The organism is Dictyobacter vulcani (genome assembly GCF_008974265.1).
GTDB classification, from domain to species: Bacteria; Chloroflexota; Ktedonobacteria; order Ktedonobacterales; family Ktedonobacteraceae; genus Dictyobacter; species Dictyobacter vulcani.
In genome coordinates this window covers 984,864-1,004,275 of sequence record NZ_BKZW01000001.1, presented here as the reverse complement: position 1 = coordinate 1,004,275, position 19,412 = coordinate 984,864, and the positions used below count along the sequence as shown (strand labels likewise).

Here is a 19,412-nt window from a genome sequence, read left to right as displayed (position 1 = left end):
CATGTCAAGGTGTTTTTTGTTGTTGCCAGACCTACTTAGAAGATCGAGCTGCTTTTTTACCAAAAGCTATCATAAAAACGATAAAGCCAATTACCAGGATACTAAATAGGGTGATAATGCGGTCAAGCAGGATCGCAGCCGTTGTTTGATTGACCAGATCCCCTCCTTTGTAAAAGAGAGCAATCATAGCAGCCATTCCCCCTTCGACCAGGCCAATACCACCACCGGTGGCAGGAACGACTGTCAGTAACGCCTCTCCCAGCCCAATGAAAATCGAAGCGGTGAGTATGTGGGCGATATTGCCACCAATCAGATGGAGAGACAGGGCGATAAAAAAGAAGCGCAGCGCCTCGCATCCCCAGACGCCGACTGTCAGGACTGATAACAATGGGAGGCGGCGGAAGGAGCCGAGCGTTCCTTCCTGGAAATGATAATACTGTTCGCGAAAGCGGACTGGCACCAGCCGGGCGATATGTTCCCGTGCCATGCGTAAGACGAAGAGTCCGGCAATGCCAATGGCCACAGCTACTAACAGGATCTGCATACCGAGAGCGACCTGGGGAGGCATACTCTGATGGAGACTGATCAAAATAGCAGGAATAAAGAGGAGCAGAAGTACTATCAGGTCCAAAAGGCGTTCAGCCAGCACGGTCCCAAAACTCCGTGTTGTCGAAACGTTAATCTCTTGCCGCAATAAATACGCGCGATAAAGATCACCTAATTTTGCTGGAACTACTACATTCGCGAAAAAAGAGATATAGACAATCTCAACTAATTTGAGATACCTGGGAAGGTGAATACCATTTTCAGATGTAAAGCCAACATTTTCTAATAGTAACTTCCAGCGGAGAGCGCGCAGGCCAAATGAAAGATAATAGATGACAAAGGCCGCCAGAAAGAAGAAAATATCCGCATGCTTCACCGCGTTCCAGGTTTTTTGCGGATTGATGTTGGCTTTTTGAGCCACAAAAACCAATGCGACGATAACTAAGGCCAGTGGAACCAGGGTACGCCAATTCAGCAAGCGTTTGCCTAAGGCGAGTTGATCGCGTGTAATCTCGCTATTACCTGTGTCATCATCCCTGGTCTCATCGAGAGGTGTTGTCTCTTTCATAGATTTTCCAGATGTCGATTGTTGTTCGTCAGTACCCTCTATCGCAACCTGGCTGGAGCGCCGGGCTTTACCTTTATCACCAATCAAGATATCCTCCATAGTGTTTAGATTCTGCTGTGCTCTACAGTAAGCGCACTGATGACTCCTGGAATATATCGCTAGTTTGGAGTTATGCAGCTAGAGACTGATCGCTAGCATACATATTGGGATTGAGCAGGCATAGACCGCAAGTGCGCTCGTATAAGCTCTATCTCTACCCAGTATACCGGAACACCTGAAAAAGATACCGGCGCAGAGTCTGGAGGGATCGATTCGCCAGGAAAACAAGGGATAGTTTTTCTGCCAGCAACGGCATGAATACTCATGTTGTAACCTCACTTTCCTGACCCCGGGTGTAATGAAGTAGAAATACAAAGAGAGAAGTGGTGTAACCTCGCCGTTTGCTATCTGGTACAAACTATACATGTACTCATACACACGTGTAGGAGGATAAAATAAGCCAGGAAATGCAGAGGGCATAGAATTGAAAGGTTACCACCGTTGGATACATTATCCCGTTGGGGAATGCTATCTCTCATGCCTGCTGCTATACAGACTATATGTTTTACTTCTCTCTTTGTCAGTAATTGTGATGCCCGATAGCCTTTCTATGCAGGCCTATAAGGCAGGAATCAATGCTTAAGAAACGGTTGAGTATTGGGCAATGCGTTTGCCGAACCATTCAATTGTCTGGCGCAGCCCCTCTTCCATATCCACTTTGCGCTGCCAACCAAGGATTTGTTGGGCTTTGGTGGTATTCGCACGTCGGCGTTCTGGATCATCAACCCGGCTGGTTTCAAACAGAATCTCAGACGAGGAATTGCAGAGGCGAATAATCATCTGTGCATATTCCAGTACTGTATGCTCTTCTGAACTTCCCAGATTAAAGACTTCACCAGTGGTATTCGGACTGAACATAGCGCGCATCAAGCCATCAACCAGATCGCTGACATAGGTGATGCTGCGCGTTTTATTGCCATCTCCATAGATCGTGATCGGTGTATTTTTGAGCGCTTGCGTAATAAAGTTAGGGATCATGCGACCATCTTCAATGGCACTATTAGGACCATAGGTGTTGAAGATACGTACGATGCGTACATTGGTTTGAAACTGCCGATAGTATTCCATAACCAATGTTTCTCCCAGGCGTTTGCTCTCATCGTAGCAAGCCCGTGGGCCAATCGGATTCACATTTCCCCAGTAATCCTCACGCTGTGGGTGGACCAGTGGATCGCCATAGATCTCTGATGTCGAGGATATTAAGAAGCGGGCATTATTTTTACGAGCCAGTTCCAGCATGCGATGCGTGCCAGTGCTATTGACCATGATTGTCTCGATAGGATGTTCGAGATAGCCTACAGGGCTGGCTGGGCTGGCCAGATGGAAAATAACCTCTGCATCGCTTTCAAATGGCTCGGTTACATCGTGTTTGAGAAATTTGAAATGAGGATGATCAATGAATGCTTGAATGTTTTCAGTTGAGCCAGTAATTAAATTATCAACACAAAAAACAGTATGTCCTTCATCAAGTAAGCGTGCACAAAGATTGGAGCCAATAAAACCTGCTCCGCCAGTAACTAGAATTTTCAAGAGAACCTCCAGACATAGATAATATCTGCTTGCTAGATATTTTGTACCTAATGGGTAGACGAATTGTGCACAGCCCGGTAACGAATATAGCACAAAAGGTTGCTACTCGTTTTTGTGTACATCATAAATCTCCGGGATGGATATTGCTGGCTTCCAGCACGTTTTTCCCTGGTTCAGTATGATGCTTGAGTCTTTATCCAGCCATTACTCACACCCTGTGGGTATGGATGGCTTTAAGCTGTTTTATTCCTACAATCAATACGTGTTGGTGCTGAAATTCGTCGCAGCTTGATTATATTACTTAATTCTTATTGTGCCTTTGGTTGTAAGCGTTTCCACCGCTGATAGAGCACCTCATCACCCCAACTGAGGAAGCCGCTGGTTGTGAAACCATGAACAATAATAACTGCCAGCAGAGAATGTGGTCCTGGGAGTGCCAGATACACCAGACTAAAGACCAGTCCTGCCAATCCAACCCCACCGACACTGCGCCAGTTCCATTTACCCAGGCGATGATAAAGAGTATACACAATACAGCTGACTAACCAGCCAAAAAAGAGCGAGTGGGTCCATTGGGCTATGACCGCCAGCATGAAACCCCGGAAAAACAGTTCTTCAACCGGTCCATTCACAAAGAGGTAGAAGAGCGTTTGTATGCATTGATCCCATGCAGTTGGTTTGCGGAACCAGGGTCCAACAATGAACATGCGATATGTCGCCGCAAAGGCAGCCATGCCTGTACCTACCAGTAAGCCAACGAGAAGATGCAGCGGAACTGAAGTCAGGGTCAGCCCTAAAAATGCCAGTGGTAAATGAAAGATAGCAATATAGATGAGAGGGACCGTGCCCATCGGAATAATGCGCATGAGAATATCAGGCCACATCCAACGCCAGGTTTTGCCTGGAGTTGAGTAGACGAGTTGAGAAGATTTTACTGATGACACACGACTTCCTCTTCTCGGTAAAAAGACAGTTTTTGCTTGTGTTAATGCCATTGATTACACGAACTTTCTTAGTGTATTCCTTTAAGAGAATGTTAAAAGATGTTAAGTAAGTGTAATCAATAAAGGTGTTATTTGTCCAGGGGCCAGGAAGAACCTCATAGTTCCGGGCAACGGAATCCTTGTGTGGATTCTGGTTCTGATGTGTGTTTTTGTGTAGCGAACCTATAAACGTTTCCTAGATTGTAAATTGGTTTAATTGCTCAATTCCCTCAAGCACTTCTTCCTGAGAAAAATTACCCAGCTCCAGGTCTGCCGTATTTTTTTTCTGTAGCCGCTCATAAAAAGCGTGTCCAGCTTCAAGCATATCCTTTGAAGGATGATGCTCCAGATAGTCAAAGAGGATATTTTCTGCCTGGGCATACATCCCTCTTTGTTCATAATAGCGGAAAAGCTTTGGTTCTAACTGTTCAGGCAATTCGAAGTCAGTTAACTTCGCAATCAGATCAGTGGTCTCCTGATAGAGCTCAGAATCGAACGGAACATGTTCCTGATAGAGCAGTTCTAAGAGCAGGTACAGAGATTTTGTGTAGCGGTAATAACTTTCATGACTATTATGTAGCGCATCGTAGGCTGCTCCCTCTTCCTTAAGTAGCGAAGCGATCCACAGACCAGCATCAACATTGAGCTTTCCAAGAGGGGAGAGGCTTTGTAGCAACATTTCATCCGAGAGAGAGTTGATAAAGCGAGAGGTCATTCCCGTGTATTTGAGGAGAAGATTATCAATAGCCAATAATTCATCCTCATATTGGTTACGCTTACGCAGGCGTAGCAGGATAGAGATTTCATATCCTATCTGTTCCGCGAGCCGTAAGATATAGTCCTTATTAATCATACGTGTCCTCAAAGCCTGGCGAAATAACGCTATAAAAAGACGTAAGGGCACCCATCATGAGTGCCCTATGTTACAAAGTCATGCGTATCGCTGCTAAGCTACTTTAGCAATAGCCTGATCAATACGTTGCATGCAGACATCACGACCAAGAACTTCCATCATTTCGAACAGTGGTGGGGTGGCTGTTCGTCCGCTGACAGCGCTACGAATAGTACCAAACAACTGACCATTTTTAATACCAAGAGTGGTCACCAGTTCGCGCAGGCGTGCTTCCAGATCGCTATGCTCCCATGTCTCCAGACTATTAAGCAACTCGCGTGTCTTCACCAGCGCAGTATGGGTACTGGCGGCATCCATCTTCTTCTGAATCAAAATGTCCAGCCCATAATCTATCTCTTTCTCATAAAAGAAAGAAACGACGTGAGAAGCTTCGCCTAATGTCTTCAGCCGCTCATGCTCCAGTGTCAGGACGCGTGTCGTATAGTCACGATCCAGTGGACGCTGAATGCTATCGGGCAAGCCACCCTCAGCCTCCGGGCGCTCCATAAAAGGCAGCGTGCGCTCTACCAGTTCCTGTAAAGACAATTTTCGGATATAGACGCCATTCATCCAGAGCAGTTTATCTGGATCATAGATACCTGAAGAGATACCCACTTTTTCTAGTGAAAAAGCCTGAATCAGCTCTTCTTTGGTAAAGAGTTCAGTCTGATCATCGTAAGCCCAGCCTAGAAGCGCCAGAAAGTTAAAGACCGCTTCTGGAAGATAGCCTTCTTTCTTATAATCGGACCAGGAAGGAGCATTGCGACGTTTGCTGAGTTTCTTTTTATCCTTACCCAGCACATTTGGCACATGGTAGTACAATGGCGTCTCCCAACCAAGTGCCCGATAAATCTGGACGTGGCGTGGCGCACTGGAGATCCACTCTTCACCACGCAAGACATGGGTAATGCCCATCAGGTGGTCATCAACTAAATGAGCCAGGTGGTAGGGGGCCAGACCATTTGTTTTGAGGATCACGGTGTCATCCAGATCGCTATTCTTAAACACCATGTCGCCATGCAATTTATCTGGAACCACTGTTTCGCCTTCTAAGGGCATCGCAAAGCGCACCGTCCAGGATTCTCCGGCGGCCTCATGGGCGGCTCTCTCTTCAGCGCTCAGATAGCGGCAGCGCCGATCGTAGCGGGGGGGAGCTTATTGGCGATCTGCTCTTTGCGCATCTCGTCCAGGCGCTCAGGTGTGCAATAGCAATGGTAAGCGTGTCCTGATGCTATTAATTGGCTTGCATATTGCTGATAAAGAGCCTTACGCTGTACCTGATAATAGGGGCCATAGGGTCCACCAATGACCGGACCCTCATCGACATCCATGCCCAACCATTCTAGTCCACTCGTAAAATCTTCAACCGCTCCTTCTACAGTGCGTGCCAGGTCTGTGTCTTCAATGCGTAAAATGAACTTGCCACCGCTGTGGCGGGCATAGAGCCAGCTAAAAAGGGCGGTCCGAAATGCACCAATGTGTAGAAATCCGGTAGGGCTAGGTGCGAAACGCAGGCGAGGAGTTTTTGTACTCACCGACGATAGTTGCCCCTCCATACGGTTGTCAGTCTGTGTCATACGAAGAATGGTTCTCCTTCAACTTCTTTACTACATTACCAATCTATTGTAACATAGCATAACTGTACTGAATAGCGTGCTCAGCGGGATATTTTGCTGCCTGCAACGGTGTGGGCAAAGCCAGTCTGGTGCGAGCCGTATCTATGATTGCTTTTCAAGAGCGTATATGGCATGCGCTGGACGCACTCCTCTGATGAAAGGTCGTCTTTTATGTTATCGCCACAACGTGCTGTTAACCTCCAACTCCTTCCTGATACTACCACGATTTCTGCAGACGGACAGCTAACTATCGCCGGGAAAAGCTTGCGTGAACTGGCTCATACCTATGGTACGCCACTTTATATATATGATCGCAGTACTATTATTAATGCATGTGTCGCATATCAGCAGGCTTTTACTACACAATATAGTGCCTCGTCCGTACGTTTTCTGTATGCTTCTAAGGCGTATATTTCTCCTCACCTTGCGCGACTGTTAGCCGAACAGGATCTGGGTCTGGATGTGGTTTCGGGTGGCGAAATACTCGTGGCACAACAGGCTGCTTTTCCGATGAAACATATCTCTTTTCATGGAAATAATAAATCTGAAGCTGAGCTGGAACTGGCGCTGAAACTGGGGATAGGGCGTATTATTTTAGATAATTGGCATGAGCTTGAACGTTTAACACGCATCGCGCGACAATACCAGCAACGCCCCCAGGTTTTACTGCGTATCGCCCCGGATGTTGCGACAGATACCCATAAATATTTGCAGACCGGGCATGCCGCAGCCAAGTTTGGTTTTCCATTGCAATCTGGAGAAGCAAAAGCTGCCCTGCTACGCATCCTTCAGGAAGATCAATTACAGCTTGTGGGTTTGCACGCCCATAGTGGAACCCTGTTACGCGAGACGCGGCCGTATGAAGAGTGTCTGGAACGTTTGTTGGCGCTGGCCTGTGCGGTACAGCAGGAGACCGGCTGGTGGCCTGAAGAGATCAGTCCAGGAGGCGGTTGGGGTATTGATACTGCAGAAGCACAGCAGATGCCTGATATTGCGTTATTGGCACAAGCCTTGCAGCGTAAAGTCGAGCAACTTCAGTCACAACTACCAGCGGCCATGCCGATGCTGGTATTGGAGCCGGGGCGTTCGATCATTGCGCGAGCCGGAGTTGCTCTCTATCGTATTGGTGCCACTAAAGCCACGCCTGGCGGAATTCATTATCTTTTTGTTGATGGTGGTATGGCTGACAATATTCGTCCGGCTCTCTATGATGCACAATATACTGCTATCGCGCCTGAATATATGGATAAAGACTCCGACCAGACCTATTGTCTTTCTGGACGTTACTGTGAATCTGGCGATATGTTAATTGAACAGGTGCAATTACCAGCGTTACATGAAGGGGATCTAGTTTGTTTACCAACCTCTGGTGCCTATTGTTTACCTATGGCTAGTAATTACAACCTCGTTCCACGGCCAGCCGTAATAATGATTGATGAGGAACAGATATGTATAATGGAACGTCGTGAGACATATGATGATATTCTCAGACGTTATCCAGTGTGATAAGTTATGCCAGCAGGTAGTGAATAGAGACAGATATAGTGGCAAGTTGATGTGTCGTTCTATCTGTGTGCACCAGGGGAGATGCATCTATGAAGGGGTTACATTTTGTCCGAAGAAAAGCTGAAGAAATAGATGAACACGATTCGCCCACGGAGCCGGTACCCAGATCTGCTTCGGTTCTGTCTGGTCAGGGTAATCAAGACAAGTTACCTGAGCTCTATACTACTGTTCCTGTCCCGACCTCCAGTGGGGCAACCTTTCAACCACCATCTACTCAGCATGACAGGCCCGCGTATCCTCTCTGGCAAGTTTGGAGGTGGCCTCAACTCATACCTGCATTTGTGTTACGTTTGGTACCTTTAGGTATAGGCATGTGTTTTGTGGGTCTGCAATTACTGCTATTACTGCGTTTCACGCTCAAGATCTGGCATTCCGCTACCACGTTGGTATGGGTGAATGGTGTGTATGCGAGCAGTGAACTGGCGCTACTACCATTTCATATCCTGCTACCCCCATTGCACCAGGAACTATTTATGTATGTAGAGCCCTACACACTATTAGCGGTGATTGTCTATGGCATTTGTTCGCGTATACTCGTGCATCTCTTGAAAATTATTGTCAAAGCGTATCTGACGGTCGATAGACGCACAGAAACAGACATGCGCGCGAGCAAGACAGCAGGTTCAACCAACTAATCTTTGCCGAATTCATCCAGGACATCCAGACTATTAATGAAATCACGATACGCATCCAGATTCTCCTCTTCTTCGGACTCATCTTCGTGCTTGATATCAGATTTCACCATCGGAGGTTGCGGCTCTTCATCCTGTTCAGGAACAACGCCAGCACGTTCCAGGACACTTTCATCGACATAAATGGTTGTTTTAGTCCGCACGGCTAACGCAATCGCATCACTTGGCCGAGAATCGATCTCTACATGGCGTCCATCTACATCGAGTACAATGCGGGCGTAGTAGATCTCATCAATCAAATCAGAGATTACGATGCTTTCAATTTTTGCATGTAATTCTTCAATAACATTTTTAAGGAGATCGTGGGTGAGTGGTCGCGGCGATGTCGTCCCCTGAAGTTCAACGGCAATCGCATATGCCTCTGCATACGCTATCCAGATAAAGAGATAGCGCTCTTGCTTCGTCGCTTTTAAGATGACCACTCGCTGTTGCGTAGCCAGGTTTATGCGCACGCTCTCAACCGTCATCTCTACCATAGTTTTTATGACTCTCTTTCGTGCATGGATCCGCCGATTACCAATGCCTCTATTGTACACCTAGCAAAGTATTGGACGCAAATCAATGCGCATCTTTGGATAGCTTCGCATATCTCAATGTTCCCTATCAAGGGAGTATAACAAAACCCACAGTCACTGCCAAGTCCTGAGCGTAAACATACCTTATATGAAAGCTATACGCATAAATATTTGAAAAATACGTTCAAAAAAAGCTTGAATTGCTTGTGCTGTTGTGGTATGATCATTTGGAATAGTCGTTCTAGTTTTTGGCTGTGTGGGGGAGTTAGCTGAGGTGTTCAGAAAGGCAGGAGACCATACTATGTCGTTGGAGCAAGCCAGCGAAATACAGCGCCGCATGTATGATTTCATTGTGAATTATATGAAATCTGAGGGGATGCCCCCCACCAATCGAGAGATTGGTCGCGAATTAAATATTGCCAGCACCGGCCATGTTGACTATCATCTCACCATGCTAGAAAAAAAGGGCTTGATCTCTCGCCAGGCGAAAAAGAGCCGTGGCATTAAGTTGACCAAGCAGACTCAAGACGGTATCCCTGTCATGGGCAAAATCGCAGCTGGGGAGCCCCTGGATATTTTCGAGGGTGCAACTGAATCAGTCGATGTGGGCCAAAATTTTACAGATACAGAGAATACCTATGCCCTGGTCGTGCGTGGACGCTCAATGATTGAGGATCACATCTGTGATGGGGACTATGTGGTGATTAAAAAACAGGCCACCTGTCGCGATGGAGACATCGTTGTCGCTGTTCATATGCAAGAAGGGGTGAGCGGGAGCGCTACACTCAAACGCTTCTTCCAGGAAAAAGACCACGACCGTGTCCGTTTACAACCTGCTAACTCTGAGCTTGATCCTATTATGATCCCTAAAACTATCTGGGATCGTGAATGGCAGATTCAGGGTAAAGTGGTGGCGATCTTCCGGCAATGCATTACTGCTGCCTGAGAAACTATCAGGCATTCCTGGAGTTTGGACGGCGCACACAAGGCGAAGCAGTCGCAGATACACGTATCGAGATATCTCTTGGTGCTTCGCCTTGTGTTTGTATTATCCGAAAATGTTGAATATATGCCATCCTATATGCACTTTCGCTTGTTCTTGCCCCTGTCACCCCTCCTGAATGACCTATGCCCTTGTACTCTTTCACCAAGTTTGGTATACTCCAACTAATAGGATTGTAGGGATTTTTCTGTTGTGAGTCCCAATGTTTTGTGGGAGCTCAGAAAGGAAGCGGGCCTTTGTTAAAGGCTGTTGCTGCGGCACTTGTGTTTATTATAGGTGCTGCGGTTGTTCTCTGGTACGCGAATACTTTGAATTCCTGGGTTTTAGGGGGCTTGATCGGTGGTTTGGCGGCCTTACTCCTTAGCATTCCCATCTCTTTAACTCTTTTTGCTTACCTCTCACGTCGCCATGATGAGCATGTGCACACCGAAATGGAAGAAGAAGAGGAGTTTTATGCTGAACCTCAACAGGTTATCTATGAATATCGAGAAGTGCCTGAACGGGTTGCCAGAACCTTTTATATAGAAGCGCAAGAAGATATGCCGTCTGCTCGTGGAGTCAGAGACGAAGACTATGAAGATGATCTACGCTATCTTCCCGCTCCCCGGCGGCAACTCCCGGCACCTTCCTCACGTTATACTGACTCAGATCAATATCCGGCGTATCGATCGCCTTCGACACAACAGGGCATGCCTGCATCAAGGCAACCATCTCGACGTGATACTGAGAGCCCCAGCCGACGGGCAACCACACGGCGTCTCAACCCACCAGGTTTTCCTGGCTATCAATCAGAAATGACCAGAGGCCAGTTTCAGTCGCGGGCTTTGCGTATTGCTCGTCAGGAAGCATCCCAGCGTGCCGAAGAGGGCTTTTCGGAGGATTATACTGACTATCGTTCACGGCGTCCTTCTGCACCTTTGTCACGCTATCAAGATACTAATAAACAACGGCCTGTTCAGAAGCCGCCTACTTCACATGGATATCGTCAGAACGCTCGTGCGCAACAAGATAGTGATCCAGAGGATTATCCACGAAGAGGTCGGCGCATTGTTGATGCCAGTCCAGATCCGGATAGCTCTTATCGCTCTTTTGCGTCGCATCAAGAGCCGTTATCCTCCCAAAAGTACCAATATACAGATCCTGAAACAGAAGTATTCGATCAAAAAATTTCAACTGGAAATTTGAAAAAACCGCTTGTGCGCCGCGCACCATATATGTATGATGATGATGCACTAAAAGGCGAGCTGGCACAGCAGGTTGAGCCACCGAAAACACGTCGCTCCTCACGCAATCTGGCCCCAGGACGTGATGATGAATAAATGCTGGTGCCCTTTTTTCAGGACCGATGATCCTAGCCTCTTTCGATAAAATGTGCTAGTATGAGGCAAAATTGCAAGCTCTACGAAGGAGGCAGACGTGGCCCAGATTTCGGATCTTTTAACGACTTTTATTACCAACCTCTATATCTCAACTGGTCTATTAGGTATCGTGTTGGCGATGGCGATTGAAAGCTGTTGTATTCCCTTGCCCAGTGAAATCGTCATGCCCGTGGCAGGATTATTATTAGCCCAGCATAAGCTTCTTCCAGGCGTGAGTACTCCTGTTGGTGTTGTGCTGTTAGGTTTGTCCGGTGCCGTGGGATGTCTTATTGGTTCTATCTTAGCGTATTGGATCGGCTATAAAGGTGGTCGTCCGTTGATGCTAAAGTATGGCCGCTATGTTTTGATCTCACAGCACGATGCTGATTTAGCGGACCGCTTCTTCCAGCGTTGGGGTAGTGCAACGGCGTTTTTCTCGCGTTTGCTTCCCGTCGTACGTACCTACATTTCCCTGCCAGCTGGCATCACCAGGATGTCTTTTATTAAATTCTGTATTTATTCATTTGTTGGTTCTTTCCCATGGTGTGTCTTACTTGCTTATGCCGGTGTTGTATTGAATGGTAACATGGCCACCATCGAGCCATACTACAAAAGCTTCGAGTATGTGGTTGTAGCCGCCATTGTTGTGCTGGTTGTTCTGTACATCTGGCGTCATATACGCAATGACAGACGTGCCCGTGCCGAACACGCTACTGCCGAAAGAGCTGAAATTGAAGCTGAAGCCCAGACCGCTACACCCGGTCAGCCAATCAATCACCAGCAGTTTCAGCAGCCCTGGAATCAGCAGTCTCAGCAGCCCCAGGAGCCAACCCAGTCTCAACCTCCTCGTTGGTAAAAAATAGAAATTGTTAGTCTCTAAATAAGAGGGAGTGCCTGTTATCCGTTTGGATAGGCACTCCCTTTTCGCGTAAGACAATAGTCCTGATTTAACAAGGCTGATTTTTGTCTTTTTACTGTTATGCTTCAGTGAACTTTTCAGTTAAAAAAGTGGTCGCTGGATAGGCCGGGGAAGCGATGTAGGTGGTGAAATGGTAAAGACTGGTATCTTTGCTTCACGCGCGGCAGCAAGTATACTGGCGATGCCCTGACCCTGGTTACCCCAAAACGCTACGATAATCGAAGCGCTATGTATGAGTTCGTTATCCTTTGCATCCACTGAACCTGCTTCTAGCTGTGTCCAATCCAGCATAAACTCTTCAACTTTATATCCATAGTGGCGAGCTGTTGTAAGCGCCTGTTGATTAACCTTGTCTGTCTGGCTGGAGAGGATGACACAGTTGGTTGGCAAATGGGCGATAAAGGACGTGACCAGTGATAATGGTGAGAAGGATGTGGATCCGATGATCGCGACGCGCACCGGTTGTGCTGGTTGACGGGCAGTCAGAGTGGAAATCGCTTGTAATGCTCCTGCGAATTGAGCCACATTGGCAGTCACAATTTTTCCTCCACCGGACAATGAAAACGGCCTCAACTAGAAAGTTTAGCCGCCCGATGCCTCCCGTGTTTATGGTAATCATGTAGGTCTGGCTTCCGGTATCGTCTTTGTGACACTGCGAGGAAGCACAGGCAACTGACTTGTGATCTCTTCGGGAAACTCTTCTGGATGACGTTTTACCCAGGTATTCCAATATGTCAGGACAAAAATTTGTATAATGCCAGCAATCGGGGCGGCAAAAAGAGCCCCGAGGAGACCAAATAGATCGGCACCTATCAGTAGTGCTCCAATTGAAATGATCGGATGTATGCCTACTGAATGCCCGAGAATACGCGGCGCTAACACCTGGCCATCTAATCCACCTTGTACGATACCAGAGAATATCGTTACAATCAAGGCGGTCTGCCATCCTTTTGTTACGAGTGTTAGAGCGATAGCGATGCCAATTGAAATGTATGAGCCAATCTGTGGTACAAATTCAAACACAAAAATAATGATCGCAATAAGCATAACATAAGGAACGCCAATAATTGTATACCCAATCCACATAATCGCGCTAATGATTGTCGCTAACGTGATTTGTCCACGTACAAATCCTCCCATTGTACTGTGGAGTGTATTCAGGAAAAAGTTGATTTTAGCACGTATCCGTACCGGTGTTTGTTCACGTAGCCACTGGATAGTATGATGTCCGTCCAGCAGGAAATACACACTTAAAGAGGTAACAATGATAATGTTGATCGCAATTAAGAAAATACTATTTACCAGCGGTAAGATATTACCTGCTACTGATAGCAGGTAATTAAGAATTTGTTCACTTGAGGCCAGTAACTGATTGGGAGAGATACTGGTCTTTGTGATATTGCTGATAAGTGGCTGAATCCTGTTAAGAAGATCGGGCAGGCTCTTTTGGATCGAGACGATCAGGGTGGCCAGTTGCGCTATCGCGGTCAGAATCACAAAATAGATCAGGAGGAGGAGTAAGGTCAGGACCCCCAGGTAGACAAGCAAGATAGCGATGGGACGGGGAATATAACGCTCCAGCAGCCTTACCAGGGGATAGATCACATAGGCGATCAAGGCTGAGATGCCAAGAATAATTAAGGCACCGAGCACCTTGCTTAAAATGAACCATACTCCTGTCAGAATGATCATCCAGGCGACAATAGTTAATGCAATGAGAAAGCGTCTCGTCCATAGTGCATTGGAATTTGTATTGCCTTTCGGGACAGCATTGAAATTTGGAAAAGAGGACATTGGCTTTCTCCTCATTGTAGACCAACTGTGCATGCATCGACCTATGTACTAAAAACACACAAGCAGTGCTGCAAAGGATAGTAATGAGAAGATAGCAGAAGGGTCAATACTTTGCTTCAACCAAAAGATGGAATAATGGGGCGGATTTTACGGCCTCGGACCTGCTCTGGAGTGAGAAGAGCATGTGATGGGCACTCTTGTTTTAGTATGTCGTGTTGAATAATGCGTAATACACATTATTCAACACGACATACTAAAATTCGTTTTGTGTGAATGGCGTCGCCGTTAAATTCTTTCAAACAGAAGGTGTGAAGAAATAAACAGGTAAAAGCATGGGTTATGAACGCTTTTTTTCTATCACAGGATTGGCTTCAAGCCCCTCGTTATTTATTTTTCCGGCATACATATAAGCATCATGACGTACACTGAATGATCGAACGATTGGATCATTTGGTCCGGGTTCGCCACTCATGGATGTACGTTCGCGAATCAAAAAAATCTGATCAGTTAAAGGTTGGACATAGTAGCGATTTTTCATTGCTGAAATACCTCCGCTGAAAATCCCATAATGGGTTTAAAGTATGGTAGTAGGATCATTCGCAGATATTTAACACATAACATCGTGTCTTATCTGGATATTCCTGTGGTGGGTTACCGGTGGTAGACCCGTGTGTAATATGTATAGACAAAAGTGAACATTCAAAACGCGTCATGCGTGTGCTATAAAGCAATTGAACACTCATCAGAGAATGTATTGGCAAGTGGAAATAAACGCACGCTGGGATTTCGTCAGGATACACGTTTGAGCTGTCTCTAAACATCGACGCTTCCATGCAAAATGATGTGAACGCGAGCACCAATAAAGTGGCAGCGTTCATGGGAAGCACTGGTTGTGAACGCCGTCTGGGAAGAGGAACATGGTTCTCGTTCGCAACTATAAGACTCTTGCAGTATAGCCTACTTTGATGCAAAAAACAATATTTTTTTACTCCTTTTAATGAGATTGGCTATTTTGCATATGTTCTTGATAAGTGCTTGCCAGGTTAAAATATGGAGTACGTAACAACGCATGCCAGTTGATTGCACTCAAGGATCTGGTTTGAACGCTCTTCTGAATTGGCATGTGTTGTTACGAAGCGCTGTGTTATTTAATGGGGCCGTTCCACTGTGGCTCCCTTGCCGCGTGCCACGGCTGTAAAGATACCAATGGCGGCAAAGGCTGCACAACCGAACAAGCCAGCGTGAAAGCCACTTATGAATACCTGTTGCAGCGTATGTAATTTTGCAGGTGCCAGTGAATGAGACTGAGTTGAGAGCACATTGCCTGCCCATGAGCCACCGAACGCGGCAAAGATCGTGCCAATCAAGGCAACACTCAGTGCTTGCCCCACAACACGTCCTGTTGCGAGTAAGCCGGAGGCTTCTCCCTGTGCACTGCGTGGAGCTGCTCCCATCATGGTCCGTGTATTAGGCGATTGAAAGATCCCCTGCCCGATTCCAATCACCACCAGACGCCAGATGATATCCCATAATGCGCTCTGAGCGTTGATCTGGGCCAGTAAAAAGAGTCCAAGACATGCAATGCATAAACCTATTGGAGATAGCCAGCGTGAGCCAAAGCGATCCGCCAGTGAGCCACTGAGCGGTGCAAGTAAAGCCATTGTCAACGGAAGAGGTGTCAATAGCAATCCTGTTTGTTCTGTGGAGAAACCACGCAACTGTTCAAAGTAGAATGGCATCAAAAATCCTGGTGCAAACAGTGCCATCATGCACAGCATAAAGCTGATATTCGCAAAGGCGAATGTACGATTGGTAATCAAGTGCAGATCTAAAATAGGATAAGGCATCCGGCTCTCCACAAAAACAGTGATAGCCAGCGTTACAACTCCAATGCCAATCGTACTGAGAATAGCAGGAGAAAACCAGCCCCATTCCTGACCAAATGAGAGCCCGAGTGTGAGTAAAGCCAGTCCGATCCCCAGTAAAGTTGCTCCAAGAGGATCAAAGCGTCCGCGCTGTCCATGAGCAGTACGTTTCTCTTTATAGATGTAGCAAGCAGTCAGGAGAACCAATAAACCTAAAGGAACGTTGACATAGAAAATCCAACGCCAGGTCAAATATTGAGTAATCAAGCCCCCAATAGTTGGCCCCGCGCTGACACCCAGGGATACAATAACTGCATTCAATCCCAGTGCCAGTCCACGTTCAGTATCAGGGAAGGTGCTGGTAATCATCGCGATGTTTACAGAAAAAATCAATGCGCCTCCCAGTCCTTGAAAAATGCGCGCCAGGATCAGTAAAAGCAATGATGGAGCCATACCACTTAAAGCCGAACCTGCGATGAAAACTACCAGGCCAGTTAAAAAAATCGGCTTACGCCCAATCATATCGGCCAGGCGACCAAAGGTCAAAAGGACTGCAGCAATGATGACCAGATAGCCAATAATGATCCATTCAATAGCGCCACTTACGCCAACATGGAACGTCTGAGAAATAGCTGGTAAGCCAATATTGACAATTGAGCCATCTAGCGTCGTTAAAAAGCCGCTTGAAGCGGCTAAACCCAGGATTGCCCACTTATTAACTGCTCCATGTTGCTCTGCTGTACGTGAAGCTGTTTGGACTGACGAAGTAATAAGATCTCCTGAAACAGGTAAGGCCTCACTATAGGTGGCCGTTTCAAATTTGTCGTACGCAACATTCTTGCGTTCATCATACATTTTGTACTTCTTTCCATGAAAAAGATAACGTTTTCTTTTGTGTCTTTAGCTATAACAAAACCGGAAGCGAATATCTTCCAGTTTGATGGTTACATATTGCATGGTAATAGCCATAGAAAATGGTGCATATGTATATTTGTGGCAGAATGAGTTCCTGATAGATATTCTGGCAATATAGATCTGCGTATTAACTCAACTATTTGTGCGTAGCACGAATTAGTACTTTATGTGCGAGATAATATTATCAAATAATCTTTTTGCATCTATTTATGTAGATGAATCTTTAACTATAAAGTGGTCGATAGATGGTCTAAAAAGTTATATGGTATTAAACTATGTAGGCCAAGGATGGAGGAAGAAAATTACTATGAAGAAAATTAAGTTTAGTCAGCGGGGCCAATTTGGTAACGCTTATGGCTTTTGTTTTGCTGACGCCCTTAAGCACTTCAGCACATGCCCAGGCTACTGCTCCAACGAGCGGTACGTTGACCCAACCAGTTACAGGTACAACGGCTAATGGCGGCACTTTCAGTGGTGCTTATACCGTTACCAAATTTGTTTCGCAGAATGGACAACTCAATGCAGTTGGTACATTAAACGGAACACTTACCAATGCAACTGGTCAGGTCGTTGGGAATGTGACAAATGTACCGTTCCAGACTCCGGTAACTTCAGCTGCAGGATCGTGCCCGGTCCTACATCTGAACCTTGGGCCGTTGGATCTTAATCTTTTAGGTTTGACAGTCCATCTAAATCAGGTTGTACTTAACATTGATGCACAATCTGGTCCTGGTAACTTGCTTGGAAATCTGCTTTGTGCAGTTGCTAACCTGCTTAACGGCGGTGCGCCTTTGACAAGTATAACAGACTTACTGAATCAGATATTGCAAGCTCTATAAAGATATAAAATTGGGCGTCTGAGACCACTATATAATGGGCATCTAAAGATAGCTACCGCTGTTGCATAGATGTTTGCCGGGTAACCTGTACAACGGAGTAATTTCCGCGGCGCAGGTTATTTGGTTTTACAAAGACTGATTGTGACGGGCTATTTGTGGATGACATAAAGATTATTTGTCGTGAATCATAGGAGTGAATTTCACTCTATCTCTGCGATAGGAAGTATAACGGAGAAGGTGGATCCTTTTCCTTCTTTGCTCTCGATGGTAATACTGCCAGCATGACGTTTGATGATTTCTTCGCAGATATAGAGGCCAATGCCGAGCCCTGTCAGGGTCTGGTTTTTTTGTTCACTAACGCGATAGAAGCGTTGAAAAATTTTCTGCTGGTGAGCTTTTGCAATCCCTAAACCGAAATCTTGCACACGGATGATGGCATTTTTTTTCTCACTATCGATTTCGACACGTATATTTGCTTGATTGGCATGTGGTGAATATTTGATAGCATTCGTTAGCAAGTTCATTATAACCTGTCCTATGCGATCTTTATCACCGAAGACCTGCACACATTCCAGGTGCTCTATCACTATATGGTGGGTTAGCGTTGTCTCCTGTACTGTCTCCACAATTTCTTGCACAAGTGCATCCAGAGCAAATATTTCTTTATGATATTCGAGCTGTCCAGTTTCGATGATGGAAACATCCAGCATTTCGTTGATAAGCTTGGTGATCCGATCGACCTGGCGATTCATCCGTGATATGAGGTGTATGGCGTCCTCATTATGCTGCTGCTTAAAACGGCGCAGCAACACCTGGGTAAAGCCTTTCAGACTGGTGATAGGTGTTTTCAGTTCATGGCTAGCCATGCTGATAAACTCATCCTTTTGTCTTTCGGCAGCTTTTTGCTCACTAATATCACGAGCAATCTTTGCTCCCCCAATAATTTTTCCCTCACTATTTTTAACCGGAGATATACTTAAAGAGACATCAAGGCGGGATTTATCTTTGCGCACGCGAACAGTTTCATAATGTCGGATACGTATGCCCATGCGCAGTTTTTGAATGATTTCTGGCTCTTCGTGTTGTAGCTCAGGAGGTACGATAATGGTAATTGGCTGCCCGATAGCTTCTTCAGCTGTATAGCCGAACATTTCTTCGGCCGCATGATTCCAACTCATAATAATGCTATCAAGTGTTTTACTAATGATTGCATCATCTGAAGAGTCAACAATGGCGGCGAGGATCGCTTTTTCATCAATCTGCTGGCGATAGGGTACAGGTTCTGATACGACAATAAAATAGTGTATATTATTGTGCTCATCTTTTACTATCGAAATACTATTTTGCACCCAGATTACCTTGCCATCTTTACTGAGATACCGTTGTTGTATGGCACCAGATGAAGTTTTTCCTGCAGTCATCTCTTGTATCAATTGCAATAGCTGTGTGTGATCGTCGGGATGGATAATTTGAAAAAAGTTGTTCTCAGAAAGCTCTTCTTTATTATAGCCACTGAGCGTATAATATACGGGATTGATGCGCAGGAAGTGACCCTGATCATCTATCAAGGCAATGCCGAAGGTTGCATTATTGAAGATTATCTCTAATTCTTCTTCCCTTTGTCTGAGTGCTTCTCCAGCTTTTTGACTTTCAGTGACATCAGCACATGTGATTTTCTTCGCCCGTGATGCCATGTTATTTTATCCTCTTTT

At 46.0% G+C, this 19,412-nt stretch carries 18 protein-coding genes; 6 read left to right on the top strand and 12 right to left on the bottom strand.

Annotation, left to right across the window (positions count from 1 at the left end; genetic code table 11):
• Positions 1 to 31: 31 nt before the first annotated feature.
• The 6 genes from KDW_RS04205 to KDW_RS34825 form a co-directional block, all read right to left on the bottom strand.
• Positions 32 to 1,201 carry a lysylphosphatidylglycerol synthase transmembrane domain-containing protein gene (locus KDW_RS04205; RefSeq protein WP_162004935.1) on the bottom strand — a complete coding sequence of 390 codons (1,170 nt, stop codon included), beginning with the start codon at positions 1,199 to 1,201 and terminating at the stop codon, positions 32 to 34.
• Between the two features lie 591 nt (positions 1,202 to 1,792).
• Positions 1,793 to 2,743 carry a UDP-glucuronic acid decarboxylase family protein gene (locus KDW_RS04200; protein ID WP_151754803.1) on the bottom strand — a complete coding sequence of 317 codons (951 nt, stop codon included), beginning with the start codon at positions 2,741 to 2,743 and terminating at the stop codon, positions 1,793 to 1,795.
• Between the two features lie 308 nt (positions 2,744 to 3,051).
• The gene (locus tag KDW_RS04195; protein WP_162004934.1) at positions 3,052 to 3,687 is read right to left on the bottom strand and encodes a CPBP family intramembrane glutamic endopeptidase; all 636 of its coding nucleotides are present in this window, start codon (positions 3,685 to 3,687) and stop codon (positions 3,052 to 3,054) included.
• 235 nt (positions 3,688 to 3,922) lie between these two features.
• Positions 3,923 to 4,579, bottom strand: a complete 657-nt coding sequence (locus tag KDW_RS04190) for a DUF6483 family protein (RefSeq protein WP_151754801.1) — start codon at positions 4,577 to 4,579, stop codon at positions 3,923 to 3,925.
• A gap of 93 nt (positions 4,580 to 4,672) precedes the next feature.
• On the bottom strand, positions 4,673 to 5,740 hold the full coding sequence (gltX, locus tag KDW_RS04185; RefSeq protein WP_198925339.1) for a glutamate--tRNA ligase: 1,068 nt from the start codon (positions 5,738 to 5,740) through the stop codon (positions 4,673 to 4,675).
• Positions 5,737 to 6,195, bottom strand: coding sequence for a glutamate--tRNA ligase family protein (locus tag KDW_RS34825; RefSeq protein ID WP_198925188.1), 459 nt, complete (start codon positions 6,193 to 6,195; stop codon positions 5,737 to 5,739). The genes gltX and KDW_RS34825 overlap by 4 nt, the downstream gene beginning before the upstream one ends.
• A 210-nt stretch (positions 6,196 to 6,405) precedes the next feature.
• On the opposite strand from KDW_RS34825, the gene lysA reads away from it, so the two are divergent.
• Positions 6,406 to 7,740 carry a diaminopimelate decarboxylase gene (gene lysA / locus KDW_RS04180; protein ID WP_162004933.1) on the top strand — a complete coding sequence of 445 codons (1,335 nt, stop codon included), beginning with the start codon at positions 6,406 to 6,408 and terminating at the stop codon, positions 7,738 to 7,740.
• 89 nt (positions 7,741 to 7,829) lie between these two features.
• Positions 7,830 to 8,435 (top strand): hypothetical protein, encoded by a 606-nt coding sequence (locus KDW_RS04175; protein WP_151754799.1) that lies wholly within the window; start codon positions 7,830 to 7,832, stop codon positions 8,433 to 8,435.
• Here KDW_RS04175 and KDW_RS04170 read toward each other — a convergent pair.
• Positions 8,432 to 8,968: a bifunctional nuclease family protein gene (locus KDW_RS04170; protein WP_151754798.1), complete on the bottom strand. Its 537-nt coding sequence runs from the start codon at positions 8,966 to 8,968 to the stop codon at positions 8,432 to 8,434. The genes KDW_RS04175 and KDW_RS04170 overlap by 4 nt on opposite strands.
• 340 nt (positions 8,969 to 9,308) lie before the next feature.
• On the opposite strand from KDW_RS04170, the gene lexA reads away from it, so the two are divergent.
• The 3 genes from lexA (at position 9,309) to KDW_RS04155 (ending at position 12,224) form a co-directional block, all read left to right on the top strand.
• Complete coding sequence (gene lexA / locus KDW_RS04165) at positions 9,309 to 9,953, top strand: transcriptional repressor LexA (RefSeq protein ID WP_151754797.1); 645 nt, start codon at positions 9,309 to 9,311, stop codon at positions 9,951 to 9,953.
• 293 nt (positions 9,954 to 10,246) lie between these two features.
• On the top strand, positions 10,247 to 11,329 hold the full coding sequence (locus tag KDW_RS04160) for a hypothetical protein (RefSeq protein WP_151754796.1): 1,083 nt from the start codon (positions 10,247 to 10,249) through the stop codon (positions 11,327 to 11,329).
• A 97-nt stretch (positions 11,330 to 11,426) separates the two neighbouring features.
• Positions 11,427 to 12,224 (top strand): DedA family protein, encoded by a 798-nt coding sequence (locus tag KDW_RS04155; RefSeq protein WP_233097608.1) that lies wholly within the window; start codon positions 11,427 to 11,429, stop codon positions 12,222 to 12,224.
• 144 nt (positions 12,225 to 12,368) lie between these two features.
• Here KDW_RS04155 and KDW_RS04150 read toward each other — a convergent pair whose 3' ends face one another.
• The 4 genes from KDW_RS04150 to KDW_RS04135 all read right to left on the bottom strand — a co-directional run bounded on the left by KDW_RS04150 (position 12,369) and on the right by KDW_RS04135 (position 16,801).
• The gene (locus KDW_RS04150; RefSeq protein ID WP_151754795.1) at positions 12,369 to 12,824 is read right to left on the bottom strand and encodes a hypothetical protein; all 456 of its coding nucleotides are present in this window, start codon (positions 12,822 to 12,824) and stop codon (positions 12,369 to 12,371) included.
• Between the two features lie 78 nt (positions 12,825 to 12,902).
• Entirely contained in the window at positions 12,903 to 14,081 is a 1,179-nt protein-coding gene (locus KDW_RS04145) for an AI-2E family transporter (protein ID WP_162004932.1), read from the bottom strand.
• A gap of 337 nt (positions 14,082 to 14,418) precedes the next feature.
• On the bottom strand, positions 14,419 to 14,619 hold the full coding sequence (locus KDW_RS04140; protein WP_151754793.1) for a hypothetical protein: 201 nt from the start codon (positions 14,617 to 14,619) through the stop codon (positions 14,419 to 14,421).
• Positions 14,620 to 15,229: 610 nt separating this feature from the next.
• Positions 15,230 to 16,801, bottom strand: a complete 1,572-nt coding sequence (locus tag KDW_RS04135) for an MFS transporter (protein WP_151754792.1) — start codon at positions 16,799 to 16,801, stop codon at positions 15,230 to 15,232.
• Between the two features lie 413 nt (positions 16,802 to 17,214).
• On the opposite strand from KDW_RS04135, the gene KDW_RS04130 reads away from it, so the two are divergent.
• On the top strand, positions 17,215 to 17,700 hold the full coding sequence (locus tag KDW_RS04130; protein WP_151754791.1) for a hypothetical protein: 486 nt from the start codon (positions 17,215 to 17,217) through the stop codon (positions 17,698 to 17,700).
• A gap of 200 nt (positions 17,701 to 17,900) precedes the next feature.
• Here KDW_RS04130 and KDW_RS04125 read toward each other — a convergent pair whose 3' ends face one another.
• Positions 17,901 to 19,394 (bottom strand): sensor histidine kinase, encoded by a 1,494-nt coding sequence (locus tag KDW_RS04125; protein WP_151754790.1) that lies wholly within the window; start codon positions 19,392 to 19,394, stop codon positions 17,901 to 17,903.
• Positions 19,395 to 19,412 lie beyond the last annotated feature (18 nt).

What these genes read in the sequence shown, in the direction of transcription:
- KDW_RS34825 (WP_198925188.1), bottom strand. Translation starts at nt 6,195, where the DNA reads ATGACACAGACTGACAACCGTATGGAGGGGCAACTATCGTCGGTGAGT.
- lexA (WP_151754797.1), top strand. Translation starts at nt 9,309, where the DNA reads ATGTCGTTGGAGCAAGCCAGCGAAATACAGCGCCGCATGTATGATTTC.
- lysA (WP_162004933.1), top strand. Translation starts at nt 6,406, where the DNA reads ATGTTATCGCCACAACGTGCTGTTAACCTCCAACTCCTTCCTGATACT.
- KDW_RS04190 (WP_151754801.1), bottom strand. Translation starts at nt 4,579, where the DNA reads ATGATTAATAAGGACTATATCTTACGGCTCGCGGAACAGATAGGATAT.
- KDW_RS04145 (WP_162004932.1), bottom strand. Translation starts at nt 14,081, where the DNA reads ATGTCCTCTTTTCCAAATTTCAATGCTGTCCCGAAAGGCAATACAAAT.
- KDW_RS04170 (WP_151754798.1), bottom strand. Translation starts at nt 8,968, where the DNA reads ATGGTAGAGATGACGGTTGAGAGCGTGCGCATAAACCTGGCTACGCAA.
- KDW_RS04140 (WP_151754793.1), bottom strand. Translation starts at nt 14,619, where the DNA reads ATGAAAAATCGCTACTATGTCCAACCTTTAACTGATCAGATTTTTTTG.
- KDW_RS04125 (WP_151754790.1), bottom strand. Translation starts at nt 19,394, where the DNA reads ATGGCATCACGGGCGAAGAAAATCACATGTGCTGATGTCACTGAAAGT.
- KDW_RS04175 (WP_151754799.1), top strand. Translation starts at nt 7,830, where the DNA reads ATGAAGGGGTTACATTTTGTCCGAAGAAAAGCTGAAGAAATAGATGAA.
- KDW_RS04130 (WP_151754791.1), top strand. Translation starts at nt 17,215, where the DNA reads ATGGCTTTTGTTTTGCTGACGCCCTTAAGCACTTCAGCACATGCCCAG.
- KDW_RS04135 (WP_151754792.1), bottom strand. Translation starts at nt 16,801, where the DNA reads ATGTATGATGAACGCAAGAATGTTGCGTACGACAAATTTGAAACGGCC.